This window comes from Brevibacterium iodinum ATCC 49514, assembly GCF_900169265.1.
Taxonomy (GTDB): Bacteria; Actinomycetota; Actinomycetes; order Actinomycetales; family Brevibacteriaceae; genus Brevibacterium; species Brevibacterium iodinum.
Window position 1 is genome coordinate 67,081 of record NZ_FXYX01000007.1, and the last position, 20,615, is coordinate 87,695.

The 20,615-nt window shown below is 64.2% G+C and carries 16 protein-coding genes; 12 read left to right on the plus strand and 4 right to left on the minus strand.

Translation table 11 applies throughout. The annotated features are described in order from the left end of the window. Nucleotides 1-37 precede the first annotated feature (37 nt). The 6 genes from BI49514_RS07250 to BI49514_RS07275 all read left to right on the plus strand — a co-directional run bounded on the left by BI49514_RS07250 (nt 38) and on the right by BI49514_RS07275 (nt 7,281). On the plus strand, nt 38-1,456 hold the full coding sequence (locus BI49514_RS07250) for a glycoside hydrolase family 15 protein (RefSeq protein WP_244195082.1): 1,419 nt from the start codon (nt 38-40) through the stop codon (nt 1,454-1,456). A gap of 212 nt (nt 1,457-1,668) precedes the next feature. After that, entirely contained in the window at nt 1,669-3,030 is a 1,362-nt protein-coding gene (tig, locus tag BI49514_RS07255) for a trigger factor (RefSeq protein WP_101545565.1), read from the plus strand. Nucleotides 3,031-3,234: 204 nt separating this feature from the next. Next, a complete protein-coding gene (locus BI49514_RS07260) occupies nt 3,235-3,831 on the plus strand; it encodes an ATP-dependent Clp protease proteolytic subunit (protein WP_101545567.1) in 597 nt (198 codons plus the stop codon). A 26-nt stretch (nt 3,832-3,857) separates the two neighbouring features. Continuing rightward, complete coding sequence (locus BI49514_RS07265) at nt 3,858-4,502, plus strand: ATP-dependent Clp protease proteolytic subunit (RefSeq protein WP_101545569.1); 645 nt, start codon at nt 3,858-3,860, stop codon at nt 4,500-4,502. 196 nt (nt 4,503-4,698) lie between these two features. Continuing rightward, nucleotides 4,699-5,982 (plus strand): ATP-dependent Clp protease ATP-binding subunit ClpX, encoded by a 1,284-nt coding sequence (gene clpX, locus BI49514_RS07270; RefSeq protein WP_101545571.1) that lies wholly within the window; start codon nt 4,699-4,701, stop codon nt 5,980-5,982. Nucleotides 5,983-5,994: 12 nt separating this feature from the next. After that, nucleotides 5,995-7,281 carry an MFS transporter gene (locus BI49514_RS07275; protein WP_101545573.1) on the plus strand — a complete coding sequence of 429 codons (1,287 nt, stop codon included), beginning with the start codon at nt 5,995-5,997 and terminating at the stop codon, nt 7,279-7,281. Between the two features lie 69 nt (nt 7,282-7,350). Here BI49514_RS07275 and BI49514_RS16890 read toward each other — a convergent pair whose 3' ends face one another. From BI49514_RS16890 to valS, 3 genes are all read right to left on the minus strand, one after another. Continuing rightward, nucleotides 7,351-7,485 (minus strand): hypothetical protein, encoded by a 135-nt coding sequence (locus BI49514_RS16890; RefSeq protein WP_257904116.1) that lies wholly within the window; start codon nt 7,483-7,485, stop codon nt 7,351-7,353. Between the two features lie 348 nt (nt 7,486-7,833). Beyond that, entirely contained in the window at nt 7,834-8,526 is a 693-nt protein-coding gene (locus BI49514_RS07285; protein WP_101545575.1) for an AIM24 family protein, read from the minus strand. Between the two features lie 258 nt (nt 8,527-8,784). Next, entirely contained in the window at nt 8,785-11,430 is a 2,646-nt protein-coding gene (valS, locus tag BI49514_RS07290) for a valine--tRNA ligase (protein ID WP_101545577.1), read from the minus strand. Nucleotides 11,431-11,616: 186 nt separating this feature from the next. On the opposite strand from valS, the gene BI49514_RS07295 reads away from it, so the two are divergent. The 6 genes from BI49514_RS07295 to ndk all read left to right on the plus strand — a co-directional run bounded on the left by BI49514_RS07295 (nt 11,617) and on the right by ndk (nt 19,621). Then, nucleotides 11,617-12,948, plus strand: coding sequence for an acyltransferase (locus BI49514_RS07295; protein ID WP_257904117.1), 1,332 nt, complete (start codon nt 11,617-11,619; stop codon nt 12,946-12,948). Beyond that, complete coding sequence (locus tag BI49514_RS07300; protein ID WP_101545579.1) at nt 12,927-13,682, plus strand: SDR family oxidoreductase; 756 nt, start codon at nt 12,927-12,929, stop codon at nt 13,680-13,682. Before BI49514_RS07295 ends, BI49514_RS07300 begins: the two co-directional genes overlap by 22 nt. Nucleotides 13,683-13,994: 312 nt before the next feature. Beyond that, the gene (gene ileS / locus BI49514_RS07305; RefSeq protein ID WP_101545581.1) at nt 13,995-17,258 is read left to right on the plus strand and encodes an isoleucine--tRNA ligase; all 3,264 of its coding nucleotides are present in this window, start codon (nt 13,995-13,997) and stop codon (nt 17,256-17,258) included. Further along, nucleotides 17,255-18,757, plus strand: a complete 1,503-nt coding sequence (locus tag BI49514_RS07310; RefSeq protein WP_101545583.1) for a bifunctional folylpolyglutamate synthase/dihydrofolate synthase — start codon at nt 17,255-17,257, stop codon at nt 18,755-18,757. The genes ileS and BI49514_RS07310 overlap by 4 nt, the downstream gene beginning before the upstream one ends. Beyond that, nucleotides 18,754-19,119 (plus strand): DUF4233 domain-containing protein, encoded by a 366-nt coding sequence (locus BI49514_RS07315; protein WP_101545585.1) that lies wholly within the window; start codon nt 18,754-18,756, stop codon nt 19,117-19,119. Before BI49514_RS07310 ends, BI49514_RS07315 begins: the two co-directional genes overlap by 4 nt. Nucleotides 19,120-19,201: 82 nt before the next feature. Continuing rightward, nucleotides 19,202-19,621: a nucleoside-diphosphate kinase gene (gene ndk / locus BI49514_RS07320; protein ID WP_039210750.1), complete on the plus strand. Its 420-nt coding sequence runs from the start codon at nt 19,202-19,204 to the stop codon at nt 19,619-19,621. A 105-nt stretch (nt 19,622-19,726) separates the two neighbouring features. Here ndk and BI49514_RS07325 read toward each other — a convergent pair whose 3' ends face one another. Further along, nucleotides 19,727-20,374, minus strand: coding sequence for a vitamin K epoxide reductase family protein (locus BI49514_RS07325; RefSeq protein ID WP_101545587.1), 648 nt, complete (start codon nt 20,372-20,374; stop codon nt 19,727-19,729). Nucleotides 20,375-20,615: the final 241 nt, after the last annotated feature.

Here is a 20,615-nt window from a genome sequence, read left to right on the forward strand (position 1 = left end):
GCCGGTTTCTTCGTTCCCGGGTGGGTAAGATTCTCAGATGACCACAGTCGATCAGTCGCCGCAGAGCACGCCCCTGCGCGATGAAAGGGACACTGCGTCGGCGATCGCCCGGCCCAGCCGGCGAGCGATGCTCACCGGAGCGGTCGCCGGGATCGGTGCGATCGGTCTCGGTTCGGCGATCACCGCAGCCCTCGCCGAGGCGGCCCAACCGGATCCCGTCCGCTCGGTCACCGCCGCCTACGCCGGATCAGGTCGGCGCGAGGCCCTCGACGCCGTCGCCGCGCGACGCCTGCCCGCACAGTCACGAGTCATGCCGGATCTGGCCGATCCGGGCCCGGCCCGGAGGCAGCGGGAATTCCTCGACAGCTGCGAATCGTGGCTGGGATCTCTGCCTGCCCACCGCCGCGACCTCGCTGTCTCCGCCCTGCTCGACCTATGGGTCCTCAGCGATGAACTGCCCGCGCCGGTCGCCGGATGGGCCGATGCCTGGCGCTATGTCTGGCCGCGGGACACGGCCTTCTCTGCAGTGGCTCTGGCGCGGGTCGGGCTGCCGGAACTGTCATGGAGCCATCTGCGCTGCCTGCAGTCCGTGCAGGCGGTCGACGGTTCGTTCGCCGCCCGCGTCGACCCGTTGACCGGACTGGCGCCGGACGATCGCGATTCGCAGTTCGACTCCCTCGGTCTCGTGCTCTGGGCGGTCTCCGAAGTGCATGCCGTCTCCACGGAGACGACTGGCCCGTCCGACCTCGGGGAACTCGATGTCCTGCTGCGACGGACCAGTCGGCGCCTGTTCTCCCTCACCGACCGCGGTCGCAGCCTGCCTCCGGTCGGCCCGGACTATTGGGAGGTCGGAGAATCACAGGTCACCCTCGGCTTGGCCGGACCGACTCTGGTCGGGATGAACTCACTCACCGCACTGACCAAGGCTGATGGCGAACTGTGGAGCCGCCTCGGCGAGGATTCGGCAGCAGTCCTGCGCGCAGCGGATGATTTTCGTGCGACCTTCACGCGAACCTTCGGTGCCAATGGGATGCAGCGGTACCCCACCTCAGGCGGATCGGATTCGGCCATCGCCTATCTGCCGGCGGCCGGGCTCGTGCCGAAGCGGTCAGAGGGGATCTACGCGCTCGAGCCCGAGCTTCTCGCAGGCGTCTGGGACCGCCTCGAACAGCCGGCCGGAGGGATCAAGCCCGGACACGGCTGGATCATCGACCGCTCCAGCTGGACGCCGTCGACCTCGCTCATGGGGCTCGGCTTCGCGCGCCTCGGGCTCAGCGAGCGGGCCGAATCGATCCTCGACTGGCTGGCAGAACACCGCACGAGCGCGGGGTCTCTGCCGGAGAAGATCAGCGGGGACGGCGATCCGGTCTCCGTGGCGCCGCTGTCATGGACTGCGGCCAACGTCATCATCACCCTCGACGAACTCTACGGGCACCGAGGTGGTGCGAGCTCGTGAAATCACCCCGGTTTCGCGTACCGGGCGGGGTTTCGCGTAACATAGGGGATTGCGTCTTGCGGACGTGCGCGAACTATTCGTGGACTTTCGCTCCCTCTAAGGTCACGAGATGACCGATCAGGCTGTGAGATGGCCGTTTGCGGTCACGAACCCGGATGATCAGGTCGGAGATGACCGAAAATGCATGACTGTCGAATTTGAAAGGTCACACTGTGAAGAGCTCCGTCGAGCAACTCGACCCCACCCGGGTCAAGATCAGCGTGGAAGTCCCATACGCCGAACTCAAACCGAGCGTCGACGAGGCATACAAGACCATCGGGGATCAGGTCACCGTCCCCGGGTTCCGTAAGGGCAAGGTCCCCGCGCGCATCATCGATCAGCGCATCGGCCGTCCTGCTGTGATCCAGGAAGCCATCAACAACGGACTTGACGACTTCTACCGCAACGCGGTCGAAGAGCATGACCTCAAGCCGATGGGCCAGCCCGAGGTCGAGATCTCCGAGGTTCCCGGTCTCGACGGAACCGAAGACGGCGAACTCGGCTTCACAGTCGAGGTCGACGTGCGCCCCGAGGTCGAACTGCCTGCCTACGACACGATCTCCATCGAGGTCGACCCCATCGAGGTCACCGACGCCGATGTTGATGCAGAGCTCGAGCAGCTGCGCACCCGCTTCGGAACCCTCGTCGCCGTGGACCGCCCCGCGGCCAGGGACGACTTCGTCACCCTCGACCTCGTCGCCACCATCGGCGACGGAGAGATCGACACCGCCTCCGACATCTCCTACCAGGTCGGTGCCGGAACGATGCTCGAAGGCATGGACGAAGCGCTCGACGGCCTCTCCGCCGGAGAGACCACGACCTTCGAGACCACCTTCGCGGGCGGCGAGCACGCCGGCGAACAGGGCACTGTGAAGATCACCCTGGGCGCTGTGAAAGAACGTGAACTGCCCGAGGCCGACGACGACTTCGCTCAGCTGGCCAGCGAGTTCGACACGATCGACGAACTGCGGGAGGACCTGCGCGTCCAGGCCGGCAAAGCCAAGGAGACCGAGCAGGGCGTCCAGGCACGGGACAAGGTCCTCGAACATCTCATCGAGACCCTCGACGTCCCGGTCCCGGCTAAGATCGTCACCGACGAGGTCGAGCGTCACCTCGAGTCCGAGAACCGTTCGGACGACGACGAGCACCGCAAGGAGGTCACCGAGGAGACCGAGCGCAACCTGCGCACGCAGTTCATCCTCGATGCGGTCTCCGAAGCCGAGAACGTCGAGGTCAGCCAGCCAGAACTCATCGAGTACCTGATCTCCGCTTCGCAGCAGTACGGAATGAACCCCAACGAGTTCGCCCAGATGCTCGACAGCTCCGGCCAGGTCAATGCGCTGGTCGGCGAAGTCTCGCGCCGCAAGGCCCTGGCCGCCGTCCTCGCCGGCGCCACGGTCAAGGACACCGCCGGAAACGTCGTCGACATGGAGGCCTTCACCTCCGCCGGTGACGACGCCGAGGAAGCCGGCGCGACCGCGCAGAGCGCGGAAGCCGCGGACGAAGCACCTGCAGAGGCCGCCGAAGAGAACTGAGGACGAGCCGCCTCGGCGGTGGAATCCTGATGAGACGGTGGGTACGGATCGTGATCCGTACCCGCCGTCTTCGCATCTGCGCAGGTCCCGATCACGCTGAGGGCGAACACAGGCCTCGCCGCGGACTAAAACCCGGGGGAGAGCGGTTAGAGTCCATAACAAGCCATCCACAGAACACAGGAGTGAAACGTGAGCGCATACGACATGACAGCTCCCGTCGGCCTCGACGCCGGTGGGGGAATGGGTCTGGATGACCACATCTTCAATCGTCTTCTCAAAGAGCGCATCATCTGGCTCGGTTCGGAAGTGCGTGACGACAACGCCAACGCCATCTGCGCGCAGATGATGCTGCTGGCCGCCGAAGATCCCGAAGCGGACATCTCGCTCTACATCAACTCGCCCGGCGGCTCCGTCACCGCCGGAATGGCCATCTACGACACGATGCAGTACATCAAGCCCGATGTCTCCACTGTGGCCATGGGAATGGCTGCCTCGATGGGACAGTTCCTGCTCTCCTCGGGCACCCCGGGCAAGCGCTACGCCACCCCGCACGCCCGCATCCTCATGCACCAGCCGCTGGGCGGCATCGGGGGAACCGCCACGGACATCAAGATCCAGGCCGAACTGATCCTGCACATGAAGAAGCAGATGGCCGAACTGACTGCTCAGCAGACCGGGAAGTCGCTCGAGCAGATCCTCCAGGACAACGACCGCGACCACTGGTTCACCGCCGAAGAGGCGCTCGAATACGGATTCATCGACAAGATGGTCACCCGCGCGTCCGACGTCGAGAACAACTGAGCAGGAGTGAGGGAAGAATGAATTCAATGAACTTAATGCCGGGTTCGACGGCGTCGAACATGCCGCAGTCGCGTTATGTCATGCCGCAGTTCGAAGAGCGCACACCCTATGGCTTCAAGCGCCAGGATCCCTACACGAAGCTCTTCGACGACCGTGTCGTGTTCCTCGGCGCACAGGTCGATGACACCTCCGCGGACGATGTCATGGCTCAGCTGCTCGTCCTCGAATCGCAGGATCCCGACCGCGACATCACTCTCTACATCAACTCGCCGGGTGGGTCGTTCACGGCGATGACGGCCATCTACGACACGATGCAGTACATCAAGCCGGAGATCCAGACCGTCTGCCTCGGTCAGGCTGCCTCCGCAGCCGCAGTGCTGCTGGCCGCCGGCACTCCCGGCAAGCGGCTGGCACTGCCCAACGCGCGAGTGCTCATCCACCAGCCCGCGATGCAGGGACAGGGACAGGGGCAGGCGTCTGACCTCGAGATCCAGGCCGCTGAGGTGCTGCGGATGCGCGAATGGCTCGAGGGAACTCTGGCCAAGCACTCGAACAAGGAGGCCGCTCAGGTCTCGAACGACATCGAACGCGACCTCTTCCTCACGGCCGAGCAGGCCAAGGACTACGGTCTCGTCGACCAGGTGCTCTCTTCGCGCAAGAACGCGAGCTGATCACCTGTCGGAGGACAGGGAAACACTGAGAACGGGTTCGTGCGATTGCAATCGGACGGACCCATTCTCAGTTCCTTCCGCCGACACACCGAGTCGTGGCTGGGGGCTCGTGTCAGCCACGTATGGGAAGCTATTGAGGTACAGGAAACACGAGCGGTAGAGTTGGGGCCAAGCGTCCTGGCGAAAGGTTGTGACAGTGGCTCGCAGTGCGGACGGAGCAGACCTGCTCAAATGCAACTTCTGTGGGAAGTCTCAGAAGCAGGTTCGGAAACTCATCGCCGGACCTGGTGTTTACATCTGCGATGAATGCATCGGATTGTGCAATGAGATCATCGAAGAGGAGCTCAGCGAATCCAGTCCGGAGCAGGCCGAACTCGAGTTGCCCAAACCTCGTGAGATCTTCGACTTCCTCCAGGAGTACGTAGTCGGTCAGGAACCGGCGAAGAAGGCACTGTCGGTAGCTGTGTACAACCACTACAAGCGCATCCGATCGCTGCAGTCCGGTGATGAGAAGACCCTCGGCTCGAACGACTCCGAGGTTGAGATCGCGAAGTCGAACATCCTGCTCGTTGGTCCCACCGGCTCGGGAAAGACCTACCTCGCCCAGTCGCTGGCCAAGCGTCTCAATGTCCCATTCGCGGTCGCCGATGCCACCGCGCTGACCGAAGCCGGCTACGTCGGCGAAGACGTCGAGAACATCCTGCTCAAACTCATTCAGGCCGCGGATTTCGACATCCAGCGTGCCGAGCACGGAATCATCTATATCGACGAGATCGATAAGATCGCTCGCAAGTCGGAGAACCCGTCGATCACCCGCGACGTGTCCGGTGAGGGCGTGCAGCAGGCACTGCTGAAGATCCTCGAAGGCACTCAGGCGTCGGTGCCGCCGCAGGGCGGGCGCAAACACCCGCACCAGGACTTCCTGCAGATCGACACGACCAATGTGCTCTTCATCGTCGCCGGCGCTTTCGCCGGGATGGAGGAGATCGTCGCCGGCCGCAAGGGCAAGCACGGCATCGGCTTCGGCGCCCTGCTGCAGTCGAAGAACGACGAAGAGGACCTCTACGCGGACATCCTTCCCGAAGATCTGCTCAAGTTCGGCCTCATCCCGGAGTTCATCGGCCGCCTGCCGGTGCTGGCCACCGTGTCCAACCTCGACCGGGCCGCGCTGATGTCGATCCTCACAGAACCGAAGAACGCCTTGGTCAAGCAGTACCAGCGGATGTTCGAGTTCGACAATGTCTCCCTGACATTCGAGACCGACGCACTTGAGGCCATCGCCGATCTCGCTCTGCTGCGCGGCACGGGCGCTCGAGGCCTGCGCTCGATAATGGAAGAGGTCCTGCAGCCGGTCATGTTCGATGTGCCTTCACGCGAAGACATCGCCGAGGTGGTCGTGACCAAGGACGTCGTCGAATCCAATGTCGCCCCGACCCTCGTGCCGAAGTCACGGAACAGGACGAGTAAGAAGTCTGCCTGAGTCTCTTTTCGCATGAGACTCCTGGCCGACACACGCCCACTGCGCTACGCGTCGTTCCGACGCCTGTGGGTGGCCAATATCGTCACCGTCATCGGTGCGCAGATGACTGTTGTGGCGATCCCCGCACAGATCTTCCATATCACCGGGTGGTCCGGGTACGTCGGGCTCGCCGGTGCGTTCGGGCTGGTTCCACTCATCGTCTTCGGACTGTGGGGCGGGTCGTTGGCCGATGTCATCGATCGACGCAGACTGCTCGTGATCTCGACGGTCGGTCTGATCGTCACGAGCGCGATACTCGCCCTCATCGCGGTGCTCAGCAGCGACAATGTCTGGCTGCTGCTGTCGGTGTTTTCGATGCAGCAGGCATTCTTCGGCCTGAACCAACCCGCGAGGGGAGCTCTGCTGCCGTCGATCATCCCGCTCGGCCTGCTGCCCGCGGCGAACTCGCTGAACATGACCGTGATGACATTGGGCGCTGTCGTCGGCCCTGTCGTCGGCGGAGCGCTGATCCCTCTGTTCGGGTACCAGCTGCTCTACGTCATCGACGCCATGTTTTTGTTCGCTACGCTCTACGCAGTGATCCGATTGCCGTCGCTGCCGCCGCAGAAACAGCCCGATACTCGGGCGGGATTCAAAGGCATCGTCGACGGGTTCCGATATTTGCGGACGAACACCGTCGTCATGGTCTCTCTGCTGGTGGACATCATTGCGATGGTCTTCGGAATGCCGCGGGCACTGTTCCCGCAGATCGCCGCTGAGACCTTCGACGGTCCGCCCGAGGGCGGCATCGTCTTCTCGCTGCTCTTCGCTGCGCTGGCCGGCGGAAGTGCATTGGCGGGGATCTTCTCCGGGTGGGTCTCACGTGTGGAGCGCCAGGGACTGGCCGTCATCGTCGCCATCGTCGTCTGGGGTGCGGCAATGACGGTGTTCGGACTGTCGCTTGAACTGGCGGCAGGGTTCTGGCTGACCGCGCTCGTCGTCGCATTGGCTGCGATGGCGGTCGGCGGAGGAGCCGATATCGTGTCCGGCGCTTTTCGCCAGACGATGCTCCAGGAAGCCGCAACCGATGCGATGCGCGGTCGGATGCAGGGAGTGTTCATCGTGGTTGTCGCAGGCGGACCTCGTATCGCGGACGTCCTCCACGGCTCCGTCGCGGCCGTCACAGACACCACGGTCGCCTCGGCGGGTGGCGGCGTCGCCGTCATCGTTCTTGTGCTCGCCTGTGCGGTGGCCTTTCCGACCTTCCGGAAATACCGGGTCGAACGGGGCGGGCACGAGCACACTGTCGCCATTGCCTGATCCATCGAGCAGGCCTGACGTTCGACCGTGCTCGCACCACCATGCGTCGTCCCCGAATCAGCGCGAGTCTTAGTTCTGGAGGGTCTGCTCCATTCCGGCCAGCATTCCCGGCCACCCCGAACCCATGCCCTTGAGCGCCTGACGCTCCAGCGGCGTGTCGACGTCGAGCCCGAATGAGCCAAGCAGAGTCGGTTTCTCCGACATGTCAATAGAATCCGACATATCCGCGTATTCGGGTATTGTCGCTCAGTTTGCTTCGTGGCTCTCACCCCGGACTGCAAGCGGCATGACGTCCCGGTACATTCGCATCCCTCACCGTTGCCCTTACTCCACCGCTCCAGTGTCATAACGCCCCGGTGCTGGCGCATTCCTCACGCGCCCTGCCGAAACACCGTTGTGCACCAAGTTGTTGAGTGACGACGGGTGAGGGGCGCCCGATGCGGCGACATCGGGGAGATGCGCGGGAGAGACGACGACACCCCCGACTCGCTGCCGAAGCAGCAGATCAGGAGTGCGTCAGCGTGGTGATGCTGCGGACGGCCCCCAGGTGCGTCAGCTGGTGGTGGCCGAGTAGACTTCGTTCTCTGCGGGCTGGACGACGACGAAGCCGGGGCCGTGGAATGCCAGCTGCACGGACTCACCGGAGCCGCGACCGAAGAAGGTGCCGACGCTGACGTCGGTCTTGATCTGCGGGGCCAGCGCCGACGACCAGCAGACGGCGGCCTGCGGGTCGACGAAGGTCGGCTGCTGCGAGCAGTCGAGGACCATGGGCTCACCCTTGCAGCAGATGGCGGCAGTGCCCTGGCCGGCAAGTTCGAGGTTGAATAGTCCCGAACCGCTGACCATCGCACCGACACCGCCCTTGATGCGTTTGATCTCCCAGCTGAGCGCGTCGTCGAAGGCGAGCAGATTCGCGGTGTTGACGGTCAGTGCGTCCTGCGGACCTTCGAGCGCCATCATGAAGATGTTCGAGGCCTCCCTGGCGAAGAACACCTCTCCGTGCCCCTCGACGCGCATGACGTTTCCGCCCTCCCCGGTGGCTGCCTTCTTCATGAACTGGCCGACCGACTTCGACCCCTGGTGGGTGAAACGGACATCGCCCTGATAGGCGACCATCGCGCCCTTGGTGGCGATCATCGGCGCGTTCGGCGTGACCACCGAACGCAGCATCTTGTTCGACTGGAGCGTCCACCGCTCTTGGTTCTGGACCTCGGCATTGCGCTTGGAAAAGAGTTCGCTTCTCACGGTTCTGGGGTCCTTTCGTTCAGGGAGGACTTCGGTGCTTCTTCAGTGGTCGATAACCATAGTACGGCGGAGAGAACGCAGACCCCGGTCATTTCGTGTATCCGTTCCGGAACATGAACAGAGCCCCACGGCATCCGCTGCTCCGACTCTGCGGAGGAACGAATGTCGCGGGGCTCTGCGGGACCAGTTCGGGTCACAGTTCAGCCGGCGGGGCCGGAGGGTGCGCCGGCTGACCGTCAGGGCCGGCTGGTGTTCGGCTCAGTCCTGGTCGACGAAGTCGATCGAGGCAATGGTGATCTCCTCGCCGGCTTCCTCGGTGTTCAGGGACTTGATACGGCCCGCGGCCCTGAGATCGCCTTCTGCCGCCTTGATGGCGGAGACGACGGTGGCCGGCGCCTGAATGGTCACGGAAGCGACCTCGGTCTTCTGCGACACCTTGGCCTCGGTCTTCGTGCGGCGGATCTCGGTCAGTGCGGCTGCCACCGAGGCCAGCAGCTCGGGAGCGACGGACGATTCCGGATGGCTCAGCACCTCATCTGCCGGCCACGGCGCACGGTGGACCGAACCGGTGCGCCACCAGGACCAGACCTCTTCGGTGACGAACGGAGTGAACGGAGCGAACAGACGCAGCAGGACATCCAGAGCAGTGGCCAAGGTGACGTGCGCCGACAGCTGATCGTCAGATCCCGACGAGCCGTAGGAACGGTCCTTGACGAGCTCGACATAGTCATCGGTGAACTCCCAGAAGAAGCTCTCGGTCACACGCAGTGCATGAGCATAGTCGTAAGCGGCCATATGCTTCCCGGCCTGCTCCACGACCTCGGCAAGCTTCGCCAGCAGGGCCCGATCGAGATCGTGGGTGACGGCGCCGAGCTGACCGATGAGACCGGCGTGCACTCCCTGTGCCAGAGCGAACTTCGAGGCGTTGAGCAGCTTCATCGCCAGCCGGCGGCCGATCTGCATCTGCGTGACGTCATAGGCGGTGTCCGCGCCGAGTTTCGCGCTGGCCGCCCAGTAGCGGACCGCGTCAGGACCGAATCCCGGCTTCGCCTCGCCGAGGATGTCCGACGGAACCACGACATTGCCCTTGGACTTCGACATCTTCTTCCGGTCCGGATCGAGGATCCACCCCGACAGGCCGGCATGCTTCCACGGTGCCGCATCGTTGAGCGAGTTTGCCCGGACCACGGTGGAGAACAGCCAAGTGCGGATGATGTCGTGTCCCTGTGGACGCAGGTCGAAGGGGAATACCTTGTCGAAGAACTCCTCGTCACGCGACCAGCCGCCGAGCAGCTGCGGCGTCAGCGACGACGTCGCCCAGGTATCGAGGACATCCGGGTCTGCGGTGAACCCGCCGGGCACATCACGCTGGTCGTCGGTGAAGCCGGCAGGAGCCTCGGCGATGGGGTCGCACGGAAGCGACTCGGGCACGATCGGGTCATCGTAATCGGGCTGGCCTTCAGCGTCGAGGCGGTACCACAGCGGAATCGGGACACCGAAGAACCGCTGCCTGGAGACCAGCCAGTCGCCGTTGAGGTTCTCCACCCAGTTCTCGTAGCGGGAGCGCATGTACGCCGGGTGCCATTCGATCTCGCGACCGCGGGCGATGAGCGCATCCCGCAGCTCGGCCGACCGTCCACCGTTGCGGATGTACCACTGACGGCTGGTGACGACCTCGAGCGGCTTGTCGCCCTTTTCGTAGAACGGGACCGGATGCGTGATCGGCTCGATCTCACCGATGAGGTCACCGGAGTCGATGAGCATCTGCGCAATGTCCTTGCGCGCAGAGAACGTCGTCTTTCCTGCCAGTGCCTCATAGTTGGCCACAGCATCGGACTTCGATGAGTTCGCGATCCACTCGGGCACCTCGAGGCTGAGGCGGCCGCCGCGGTTGATCACCGCGCGGGTCGGCAGATCGAGTTCACGCCACCACGTGACGTCGGTGAGGTCGCCGAAGGTGCAGACCATGGCGATGCCTGTGCCCTTGTCGGACTTAGCAAGCTCATGGGCGCGGATCTCGACGCTGACACCGAAGAGCGGCGAAACGACGTTCGTGCCGAACAGGGAGGCGTAGCGTTCGTCATCGGGATGAGCGACGAGTGCCACGACGGCGGGAATGAGCTCCGGACGCGAGGTGAGGATGATGATCGGTTCCGCCGAGGTGTCGGCCTGGCCATCAGCGCCCTCGGGGAAGAACTTCACCTTGTGGTACGCGCCTTCGCGCTCACGATCCTCGAGTTCGGCCTGAGCCACAGCAGTGCCGAAGGTGACGTCCCACATGGTCGGGGCGTCCTGCGAATAGGCATGCCCGTTCTTCAGATCGGTGAGGAAGGCCCGCTGGCTCACCGCACGCGAATCGTCATCGATCGTGCGGTAGGTGTACTTCCAATCCACGGACAGTCCGGTGGAGCGGAAGAGGTCTTCGAACACTTTCTCGTCCTCGGCGGAGAGCTTCTCGCACAGTTCGATGAAGTTCTGGCGAGAGACCTTGACGAAGTCACGCGAATTCTTCGGTGCCTTCTCCGGCGGCTGGAAGTCCGGGTCGTAGGGCTGGCCGGGATCGCAGGTGACTCCGTAGTGGTTCTGCACGCGACGTTCGGTCGGAAGGCCGTTGTCGTCCCAGCCGAGGGGATAGAACACGTTCTTGCCGGTCATCCGCTGATAGCGGGCGATGATGTCGGTCTGGGTGTAGGAGAACACGTGTCCGACATGCAGCGACCCCGAGGCGGTCGGCGGGGGAGTGTCGATCGAGTAGACCTGCTCACGATCGGTGTCGACGTCGAACGCGTAGACGTTCTGCTCGCTCCACGCGGCGTCCCATTTGTCCCGCAGCCCCTCGAGGGCCGGCTTGTCAGGAAGGTTCACTGACTCGTGCGTCGAGTCCGAAAAGGCAGGTGTGTTCATAATTGCTGATTTTCTCACCCGGTTCGCGATCGGCCAAACCGGTTCGCGCTCGTGGCCGCGCCAAGCCCCACCGGTGCTCGAGTGCAGCACTCGCACCTCGGCCGCCCCAGTCCGACGGTGTGGGAGGGCTCACACCCTGAAGGCGCAGTGAGTCGCCTGCGCCGCGGGCAATGCCATCATGGACACATGGCGTTCTTGGACCGAATTCCGACAGAGAATCCGCCGCCCACGTCGACCGCGTGGATGAATCCGGCACGTGCGATCGCGATCATCGCCGTCGTAGCCATCCATTCCCTGGGCACCGTCGTCGAAGAGAACTTCGCGAGTTCGGGGCCCGACTGGTGGCTGGCCAACACCATCGACTCCGCTTGCCGGTGGTCGGTGCCCGTGTTCATCATGATCTCCGGGGCTCTGGCCCTCGACCCCGACCGGGGCAGCAAACCGCGGAAGTTCCTGTCCAAACGTGTCTGGCGAATCGGCATCCCCCTCGTGTTCTGGACAGTCGTGTACGTTCTGTTCCGCCGCTACTACCTGCAGCCCGACGATGACACCTGGAACCCGGGCATCGCGATCCTCACCGGATCGCCCTTCGTCCAGCTCTACTTCCTCTACGTCCTTGCCGGTCTGACCCTGCTCACACCGTTCTTCCGCCTCCTCAGTGTGCACGGCTCCCGCCGTCTGCAGTGGGGGACCGGTCTGATCTTCCTCGGCGTCGGCATGACTGACCAGTGGGTGTCGATGGTCTTCGACGTCGGCGAAGCCAATATCGCCACTCGGTTCCTGCCGATGGCTGGTTTCTACATCCTCGGCTGGGTGCTGCGCGATATCGTGCTCTCGGTCAGAGGTGCAGTCCTGGCGTGGGTCAGCCTCATCATCGCGGTCACCGGAACTGCGGTCTGGGCCGGTCTGGGTCCCGGTGAGAAGCCGTGGATGTTCCCGTACGAATACCTCGCCCCCGGAGTCGTCCTCGCCTCCATGGCCGCCTACCTCCTCCTGCATTTCCATCTGCGCGAAGGCTTCGGACTGCTGCACCGGTTCTATCCGTATTCCTTCGGTGTGTTCCTCCTCCATCCGCTGCTGCTCTACCCTGTCCGAAATGCCATGGGCCTGCCTGACACCGTGCCAGGCGTCCTCCTCCACGCCGTGATCATGCCGATCGCCTATGCGATCGTCTGCGCCGCCATCACCTGGGTGGCAGTGAAGATCCCCGGCCTCCGTGCCGTCTTCGGCGAAACCCGACCCCGCAACCCGCACACCCGACCAAGAGTGAAGAAACTCCGACCGGGCGCGAAGGGCCCCCACCTGTCGCGTCGACGACCCCGGAAGAAACGACGCCACCCGAGCCGGCCGGGAGCAGCGCTTTCGAGACCGATCTCGGCTCAGAAGACACCGCACGCGGCCGAGAGCCGAGTCCGTAGACTGAATCTGAACAGGAGAGCCCCGCTTCCGGAATCCAGACTCAAACCCGCCGACAGATCCGACGAAGGAGAACACAGATGGAAAAGCTCAGAGCAGTAGTCACAGGAGCCAGTTCCGGAATCGGTGCGGCCACGGTCCGACAGCTGCGCGAGCAAGGCTGGGACGTCATCGCCGTGGCCCGCCGAGAGGACAAGCTCAAAGTCCTCGCCGAGCAGACCGGAGCCGACTACATCGTCGCCGACCTCACCGATGACGCCGCCGTGGCGTCCATGGCCGAACAGGTGCTCGCCGGGGGAGCCGTCCATTCCCTCGTGGCCAATGCCGGCGCCGCGTTCGGAACCGACACCGTCGCCGAGGCATCGGTCGACGGGTGGCGGGACATGTTCGACATCAACGTCCTCGGCGTCCTGCGCGTCGTCAAAGCACTGCTGCCGGCCCTCATCGATTCCGGTCGCGGGGACATCGTCGTCATGTCCTCGACCGCCGGCCATCAGGCCTATGAAGGCGGCGGTGGCTACGTCGCCGCGAAGCACGGCACCCACTCGATGGCCGCGACCCTGCGCCTCGAGCTCGCCGGCGAACCCGTGCGCGTCATCGAGATCGCACCAGGAATGGTCGCCACCGACGAATTCACCTTCAAACGCGTCGGCGGTGATGAGGCGAAGGCCGCGAAGGTCTACGAAGGAGTCGAGAACCCGCTGACCGCGGACGACGTCGCCGACGCCGTCGTCTACACCCTCACCCGGCCCCACCACTTCAACGTCGATCTCATGGTCATCCGACCGATCGCCCAGGCCGCTCAGCACAAGGTCGCCCGCAACCGGGGACTGTGAGCACCCACGGCTCCAGCCCGGGGCCGCCTCGGCGAGGGAGAAACTCCGCGCCGCCGAGTGGTCTCGGGCGGAGTCGACGGTATACGATTGTCTTGCGTCGATCCGGCTATCACCGGGGAGCATCCGGAAGAACGGAACCAGCGTTCCAAACGCTGCGTTCTCAGTAGACCCGGACGGGTGGACCCGTCATCGTCTGAGTGAATGAGCGATCCGCTGACCGACCTGCACCGGTGGGACGGCGGATAAGCGAGGTGGTACCGCGGCAGACTGTCGTCCTCGTGACAGTGACCGCAGTGACCCAGAAGGACGCTCATGACTCAGCCTCTCTATCCCAAGGTATCGACCTCAACCTTCGGACTCTCGTCGTCCCCGAACTTCCCTGCCATCGAAGACGCTGTGCTGCGCTACTGGCAGGAGGACGACACCTTCAAGGCATCGATCGCCCAGCGCGATGCCGGCGAGAACGGCGAGAACGAATTCGTCTTCTACGACGGCCCTCCCTTCGCCAACGGGCTGCCCCACTACGGTCACCTGCTCACCGGCTACGTCAAGGACGTCGTCCCGCGTTTCCAGACGATGCGCGGCAAGAAGGTCGACCGCCGCTTCGGCTGGGACACCCACGGGCTGCCTGCCGAACTCGAAGCCGAACGTCAGCTGGGCATCACCGACAAATCCGAGATCGGCCGCATGGGACTGGCCGCATTCAACGACGCCTGCCGCTCCTCGGTGCTGCGCTACACCCAGGAATGGGAAGAATATGTGACCCGTCAGGGACGGTGGGTCGACTTCGACAACGACTACAAGACGCTCAACGTCGAATACATGGAAAGCGTCATCTGGGCGTTCAAGCAGCTCTGGGACAAAGGTCTCGTCTACGAGGGCTACCGCGTGCTCCCGTACTGCTGGAAGGACGAGACGCCGCTGTCGAACCATGAGCTGCGCATGGACGACGACGTGTACAAGATGCGTCAGGATCCGGCCGTGACCCTCGGTTACAAGCTCAAGGACTCCGACGAATGGGTCCTCATCTGGACGACGACTCCGTGGACGGTTCCGTCGAACCAGGCCGTGGCAGTCAACCCGGAGATCCCGCTCGTCGCAGTGATCCCCGGTGAAGACGGTGCCGAAGAACTTCAGGGCAAGACCCTCATCCTCGCCGAGGCGCGCCTGGGAGCCTATTCTCGTGAACTCGGTGCCGACCCGCAGGTTGTGCGCACCTTCCCCGGCAGCGAACTCGTCGGCGCCTCCTACGAACCTCCGTTCCCGTACTTCGAAGGCCGCCAGGAGGAGTTCGGCGAGAACCTGCACACGATCCTCGCCGCGGATTTCGTCACCGTCGAAGACGGCACCGGAATCGTCCACCAGTCACCCGCCTTCGGTGAAGAGGACAAGGAACTCACCGACTCCTTTGGAATCACCGCAGCCCGTCCCGTCGACGACGCAGGTCGTTTCGATACGACCGTTCCCGACTACGCCGGCCAGCAGGTCTTCGACGCCAACAAGGCGATCATCAAGGACCTGCGCAACCACACGGGTCCGATGGAATCGCGCGGTGCTCTGCTGGTCCGCCACGAATCCTACGAGCACTCCTACCCGCACTGCTGGCGCTGCAGGAACCCGCTGATCTACCGTGCGGTGTCCTCCTGGTTCGTCCGCGTCACCGAGTTCAAGGACCGCATGGTCGAACTCAACGAGCAGATCAACTGGGTGCCCGACAACATCAAGCACGGACAGTTCGGCAAATGGCTCGAAAACGCCCGCGACTGGTCGATCTCCCGCAATCGCTTCTGGGGCTCGCCGATCCCCGTGTGGATCTCCTCCGATCCGGCCTACCCGCGCACCGACGTCTACGGCTCCCTGGCAGAGATCGAAGCCGACTTCGGACGTCTGCCGCGCAACGACTCGGGAGAAATCGACCTCCACCGCCCATGGGTCGATGACCTCACCCGCCCGAACCCGGACGATCCGACCGGCAATTCCGTGATGCAGCGCATCCCGGAGATCTTCGACGTCTGGTTCGACTCCGGTTCGATGAGCTACGCCCAGGTGCACTATCCGTTCGAGAACTCCGAATGGTTCGACAACCACTTCCCGGCCGACTTCATCGTCGAATACGTGGGACAGACCCGCGGCTGGTTCTACCTGCTGCACGTTCTGGCCACAGCGATCTTCGACCGACCCGCATTCACGAACTGCATCTCCCACGGCATCGTGCTCGGTTCCGACGGGCAGAAGATGTCGAAGTCCCTGCGCAACTACCCCGATGTCAACGAGGTCTTCAACCGCGACGGCTCGGACGCCATGCGCTGGTTCCTCATGGCTTCGTCCATCCTGCGCGGCGGCAACCTCGTCGTCACCGAACAGGGCATCCGCGACGGTGTCCGCCAGGTCGTGCTCCCGCTGTGGAACGCCTGGCAGTTCTTCGCCACCTACTCCAACGCGGCCGACGGTCCGGCGGGGGAGAAGACCGGCTACCAGGCACAGTCCCGCTACGACTCGTCCCAGGTCCTCGACCGGTACCTCCTGGCCAAGACGCACGACCTCATCACCGAGTTCGCCGAGGCAATGGAAGGCCTCGACATCTGGGCGGCATGTGAACTCGTGCGCAGCTACCTCGATATGCTCACGAACTGGTATGTGCGTCGTTCGCGTCGCCGGTTCTGGGACGGCGGCACCGACACGCATGAGTCCTTCGACGTGTTCTATACCTGCCTGGAGGCATTCTGCCGTGTGGCCGCGCCCCTGCTGCCGTTCACGGTCGAAGAGATCTATCGCGGACTGACCGGGCAGCGGTCGGTGCACCTGGCCGACTACCCGGACGCCGAGGCATTCCCTGCCGACGCCGACCTCGTCGCGGCGATGGACCTCACCCGCGATATCTGCTCAACGGCCTCCTCGGTGCGCAAGGCCAACCAACTGCGGGTGCGCCTGCCGCTGTCGCAGCTGACCGTCGCCACCGACACGGACCTGAGCTCTGACTTCACCGAGATCATCGCCGATGAGCTCAATGTGCGTACCGTCGAGGTCCTCGACGTCGCCGAGGCGGAGGCCGCCGGATTCTCCCTGTCACAGAATCTCGTCGTCAACGCCCGTGCCGCCGGACCCCGTCTGGGCAAACAGGTCCAGCAGGTCATCAAGGCTTCGAAGTCCGGCGACTGGTCCGTCACCGACGGCACCGTCGTCAGCGGCGGAATCGAACTCGTCGACGGCGAGTACACGCTCGAATCCGTGGCCGAATCCGGTACCGAGGGCATGGAGCTCGCGGCTCTCGACTCCGGCTTCCTCGCCCTCGACACGCGGGTCACACCCGAGCTCGAGGCCGAAGGCATGGCACGTGATGCCGTGCGCGCCATCCAGGGCATCCGCAAGCAGCTCGATCTCGACATCTCCGACCGGATCGCCGTCACCATCGAAGCCGGCACCGAGGTGGTCGCCGCGCTCGAGCCTCACGTCGACCTCATCGCCGGTGAGACCCTGACGACCACTCTGGACTTCGGCCCGGTCGACGCCGGTGCCGAGGTCTTCAGCCCCGAAGAGCTGCCCGGCGGCACCCGTCTGGCGGTGAAGCGGGCATGAGCGAGGACAACAGCCCAGCCGAGGATCCGGTGGCAGCAGCCGAGGAACTGCTTGCCGCTGTCGAAGATCCGCAGACCGCAGAACAAGACGCGGATTCGGAACCTCTGCCCGAACCGGTCGTCGATGAGGCCACTCGGGCCGAGCTCGCTCGGGTCTATGCCCTGCTGCTGGCCCGGGCGGGGGAGACGCAGGTCGAGCTGCGCCTCGATGCGACTCGGCGGGCGTGTGAGATCCTCGGCGATATCCACACTGCGGCCCCGACGATCACGATCACGGGCACGAATGGGAAGACGTCGACGGCACGGATGATCGATTCGCTCATCTCCGCTCATGAGCTCCGGGTCGGCCGGTTCACCAGTCCGCACCTGCATTCGGTGACCGAGCGGATCTCCGTGGACGGCGCCCCCGTGTCCGCTCACACCTTCGTGCGCATCTATGACGAGATCGCCCCGTACCTCGAGATCGTCGATGCCCAGCTCGAGGCCGAAGGACGCGCGAAGCTCACCTACTTCGAAGCGCTGACCGTGTTGGCCTTCGCCGTGTTCGCCGATGCTCCGGTCGATGTCGTCGTCACCGAGGTCGGCATGGGCGGACAATGGGATTCGACGAACGTCGCCGATGCCCAGGTGTGCGTGTTCACGAAGATCGGTCTCGATCATCAGGCGTTCCTCGGCGACACCATCGAGGAGATCGCCGCGACCAAAGCTGGGATCCTCGACCGCAGCGTCGAGGACAGCCCGGCGCCCGAACCTGTTGCCGTGTCTGCTGTCCAGGACGCGGCGGCCCAGGCGGTCCTCGACGAGGAAGCTGCCCGTCGTGAAGTTCCGCTGGCCGCTGAGGAGCGGGACTTCCGTCTCCTCGACCGGCAGCGGGCCGTCGACGGTCAGCTCATCACGGTCCAGGGCCGCAGAGACGTCTATTCCGACCTGTTCCTGCCGCTGCACGGAAATCACCAGGCCCACAATGCCGCGGTCGCGATCGTCGCGGCCGAGGCCTTCCTGGGAGCCGAAGACAAGCCGCTCAATCAGGAGACGGTGGCCGAGGGGCTGGCCCGGGTGACCTCACCGGGCCGCGCGGAACTCCTGCGCACGGGACCGAGCGTCGTCGTCGACGGCGCCCATAACCCGGATGCCGCGCGTGTGCTGGCCGACACCCTCGCCGAGGCGTTCGACTTCGACTATGTCGTCATCGTGCTGGCGATGCTGGCGGACAAGGACAGCGACGGTGTCATCGAAGAGCTCCATCGCAGTGCGGATGTGTTCGTCGTCAGCGAGAATCTCAACTCCCGTGCGCTGCCGGCAGGCGACCTCGCCGAGGCGGCGCGGGAATGGGTCGACGAGGATTCCGTCATCGTCGCCTCCGATCTCAATGCCGCTCTGATGAAGGGCATCGACCTGGCCAACAGCGTCGATGCGAAGAGCCCGGGAATCGTCGTCACAGGCTCCATCTACACAGTGGCCGAAGCGCGTCTGCTGCTCGGACGTGGGGAGGAGGGATGAAATCGAAGTACCCCGTGCTCTGCGGATCGATCCTCATCTGCGAGCTCGTCGTCGTCTACTTCGCCGTGCTCACGACATTCGGCTTGTCGGTGAAGTCAGCGCAGACCCTGACCCTGGCGCAGCTGCTCATCGGCGCCTCGGTCATCGCAGTGCTGGCCATCATCGCAGTCATCCTGCTGCCGCGGCAGATCGGTGCGAAACGTCCCGGTGTGATCATCGGGTGGGCGGTGCAGGGGCTGCTGCTGGCCTCCGGCTTCGTGCTCACCTCGATGTTCTTCGTCGCAGCGCTGTTCATCGCCCTGTGGGCCGTGGCCGTGTACTGGTCGGCTCGCATCGATCGTGAGGTCGCCGCGCGCGGCTGAACTGTGAGAACGCCGAGGCGGGAGCGCCTCGGTGCCCGGGTAGACTGTGGACCGACGTCCACACGACATTGGAAGGACCGGAATGGAACGTACGCTCATCCTCATCAAGCCCGACGGAGTCGCTCGCGGACTCGTCGGACAGATCGTGGCCCGAATCGAAGCCAAGGGCTATGCGATCGACGCCTTGGATCTCCGTTCGGCCACCGCCGCCGAACTGGCAGCCCATTATGCCGAGCACGAAGGCAAGCCCTTCTACCAGCCGCTGGTCGACTTCATGTCCGAAGGGCCGATCGTCTCGATCATCGCCTCCGGTCAGGGCGTCATCCCCGGCTTCCGGTCCTTGGCCGGTGCCACCGACCCGACGGCAGCTGCTCCGGGTACGATCCGCGGCGATCTCGGTCGCGACTGGGGTGAGAAGGTGCAGAAGAACCTCGTCCATGGTTCCGATTCCACCGAATCGGCTGAACGGGAGATCGGAATCTGGTACCCGGCCGAAGGCTGATGACAGGCAGAGGACCGAACGTGGCCGACGTCTGAGCCGAGCCGGTCGAAATCATGAGGGCGCCCCACCAAGCGGCGGGGCGCCCTCACTGCATTCGATTCGCGGTCAGAGAAGATTGGAGAAGAATGCCCAGAACTGCACGACGATGCAGGCGAAGATGATGAGCATCCACAGCACCGACAGGGCGATGTTCTCCTTCGCCAGGACCCTCAGCACGGCGTTTTCGGCGGCGCGCCGACCGAAGGCGCCGGTGAGCAGATTGCGGGCGGTGACGGCCATGAACATCGGAATCGTCACGGTCCACACGATGATGCACCACGGGCAGCCGACTCCGATCTTGTAGATCGAGACGTAGAACAGGAACATCACCAACGCCACGCCGCAGGCCAGTCCGATGTTCAGTCCCACCATCACCCAGCGGGGCAGCCGGGTGCCGGACAGGATGAGCACGCCGAGCAGCAGCGGGATGATGAAGGCCGCCACGCCCATGAGCTGATTGGGGAAGCCCAGCAGCTCGGCCTCGGCGTGTTCCATGACCGAACCGCACGAGAAGAACGGGTTGAGGTCGCACGAGAGGACGACGTCCGGGTTCGCCAGCTTCTCGTACTTCTCCGCCGCCAGGGAGAACGAGGCGAGGAAGCCGATGGCAGAGGCGATGATGAGGAAGATCCCGAACGGCACCGATCTGAGCACCCACGACGAGGTGGTATCGGCGGACTCGGGATCATCGGATTGAGTCAGTATGGTGTTCACTCCTCAAGAATGCCTGGCGATGGCCCGTGCGGCAAACCCCGTCCCCATCGAAACCACAGCGCAGAGACACTTCTGTGACATAATGGTCGGACGGATACCTGCTCTCACACCGAGCAGGAGAAGTGCCTCCACCGAGTCGAGGGTATGACCTCGCAGGTCGACAACAAGATGAGGCAGCACGGAAGGCCTACGCGCTGAGCGCGAGCCGGATGTGCCATCCACAGGTTTCGGTCCATTGCGG

Bases quoted from the DNA above. Each gene is read 5' to 3' on its own strand.
- BI49514_RS07250 (WP_244195082.1), top strand. From the start codon at position 38: ATGACCACAGTCGATCAGTCGCCGCAGAGCACGCCCCTGCGCGATGAA.
- BI49514_RS07260 (WP_101545567.1), top strand. From the start codon at position 3,235: ATGACAGCTCCCGTCGGCCTCGACGCCGGTGGGGGAATGGGTCTGGAT.
- BI49514_RS07265 (WP_101545569.1), top strand. From the start codon at position 3,858: ATGAACTTAATGCCGGGTTCGACGGCGTCGAACATGCCGCAGTCGCGT.
- BI49514_RS07275 (WP_101545573.1), top strand. From the start codon at position 5,995: ATGAGACTCCTGGCCGACACACGCCCACTGCGCTACGCGTCGTTCCGA.
- BI49514_RS16890 (WP_257904116.1), bottom strand. From the start codon at position 7,485: ATGTCGGAGAAACCGACTCTGCTTGGCTCATTCGGGCTCGACGTCGAC.
- valS (WP_101545577.1), bottom strand. From the start codon at position 11,430: ATGAACACACCTGCCTTTTCGGACTCGACGCACGAGTCAGTGAACCTT.
- BI49514_RS07295 (WP_257904117.1), top strand. From the start codon at position 11,617: ATGGCGTTCTTGGACCGAATTCCGACAGAGAATCCGCCGCCCACGTCG.
- BI49514_RS07300 (WP_101545579.1), top strand. From the start codon at position 12,927: ATGGAAAAGCTCAGAGCAGTAGTCACAGGAGCCAGTTCCGGAATCGGT.
- ileS (WP_101545581.1), top strand. From the start codon at position 13,995: ATGACTCAGCCTCTCTATCCCAAGGTATCGACCTCAACCTTCGGACTC.
- BI49514_RS07310 (WP_101545583.1), top strand. From the start codon at position 17,255: ATGAGCGAGGACAACAGCCCAGCCGAGGATCCGGTGGCAGCAGCCGAG.
- BI49514_RS07315 (WP_101545585.1), top strand. From the start codon at position 18,754: ATGAAATCGAAGTACCCCGTGCTCTGCGGATCGATCCTCATCTGCGAG.
- ndk (WP_039210750.1), top strand. From the start codon at position 19,202: ATGGAACGTACGCTCATCCTCATCAAGCCCGACGGAGTCGCTCGCGGA.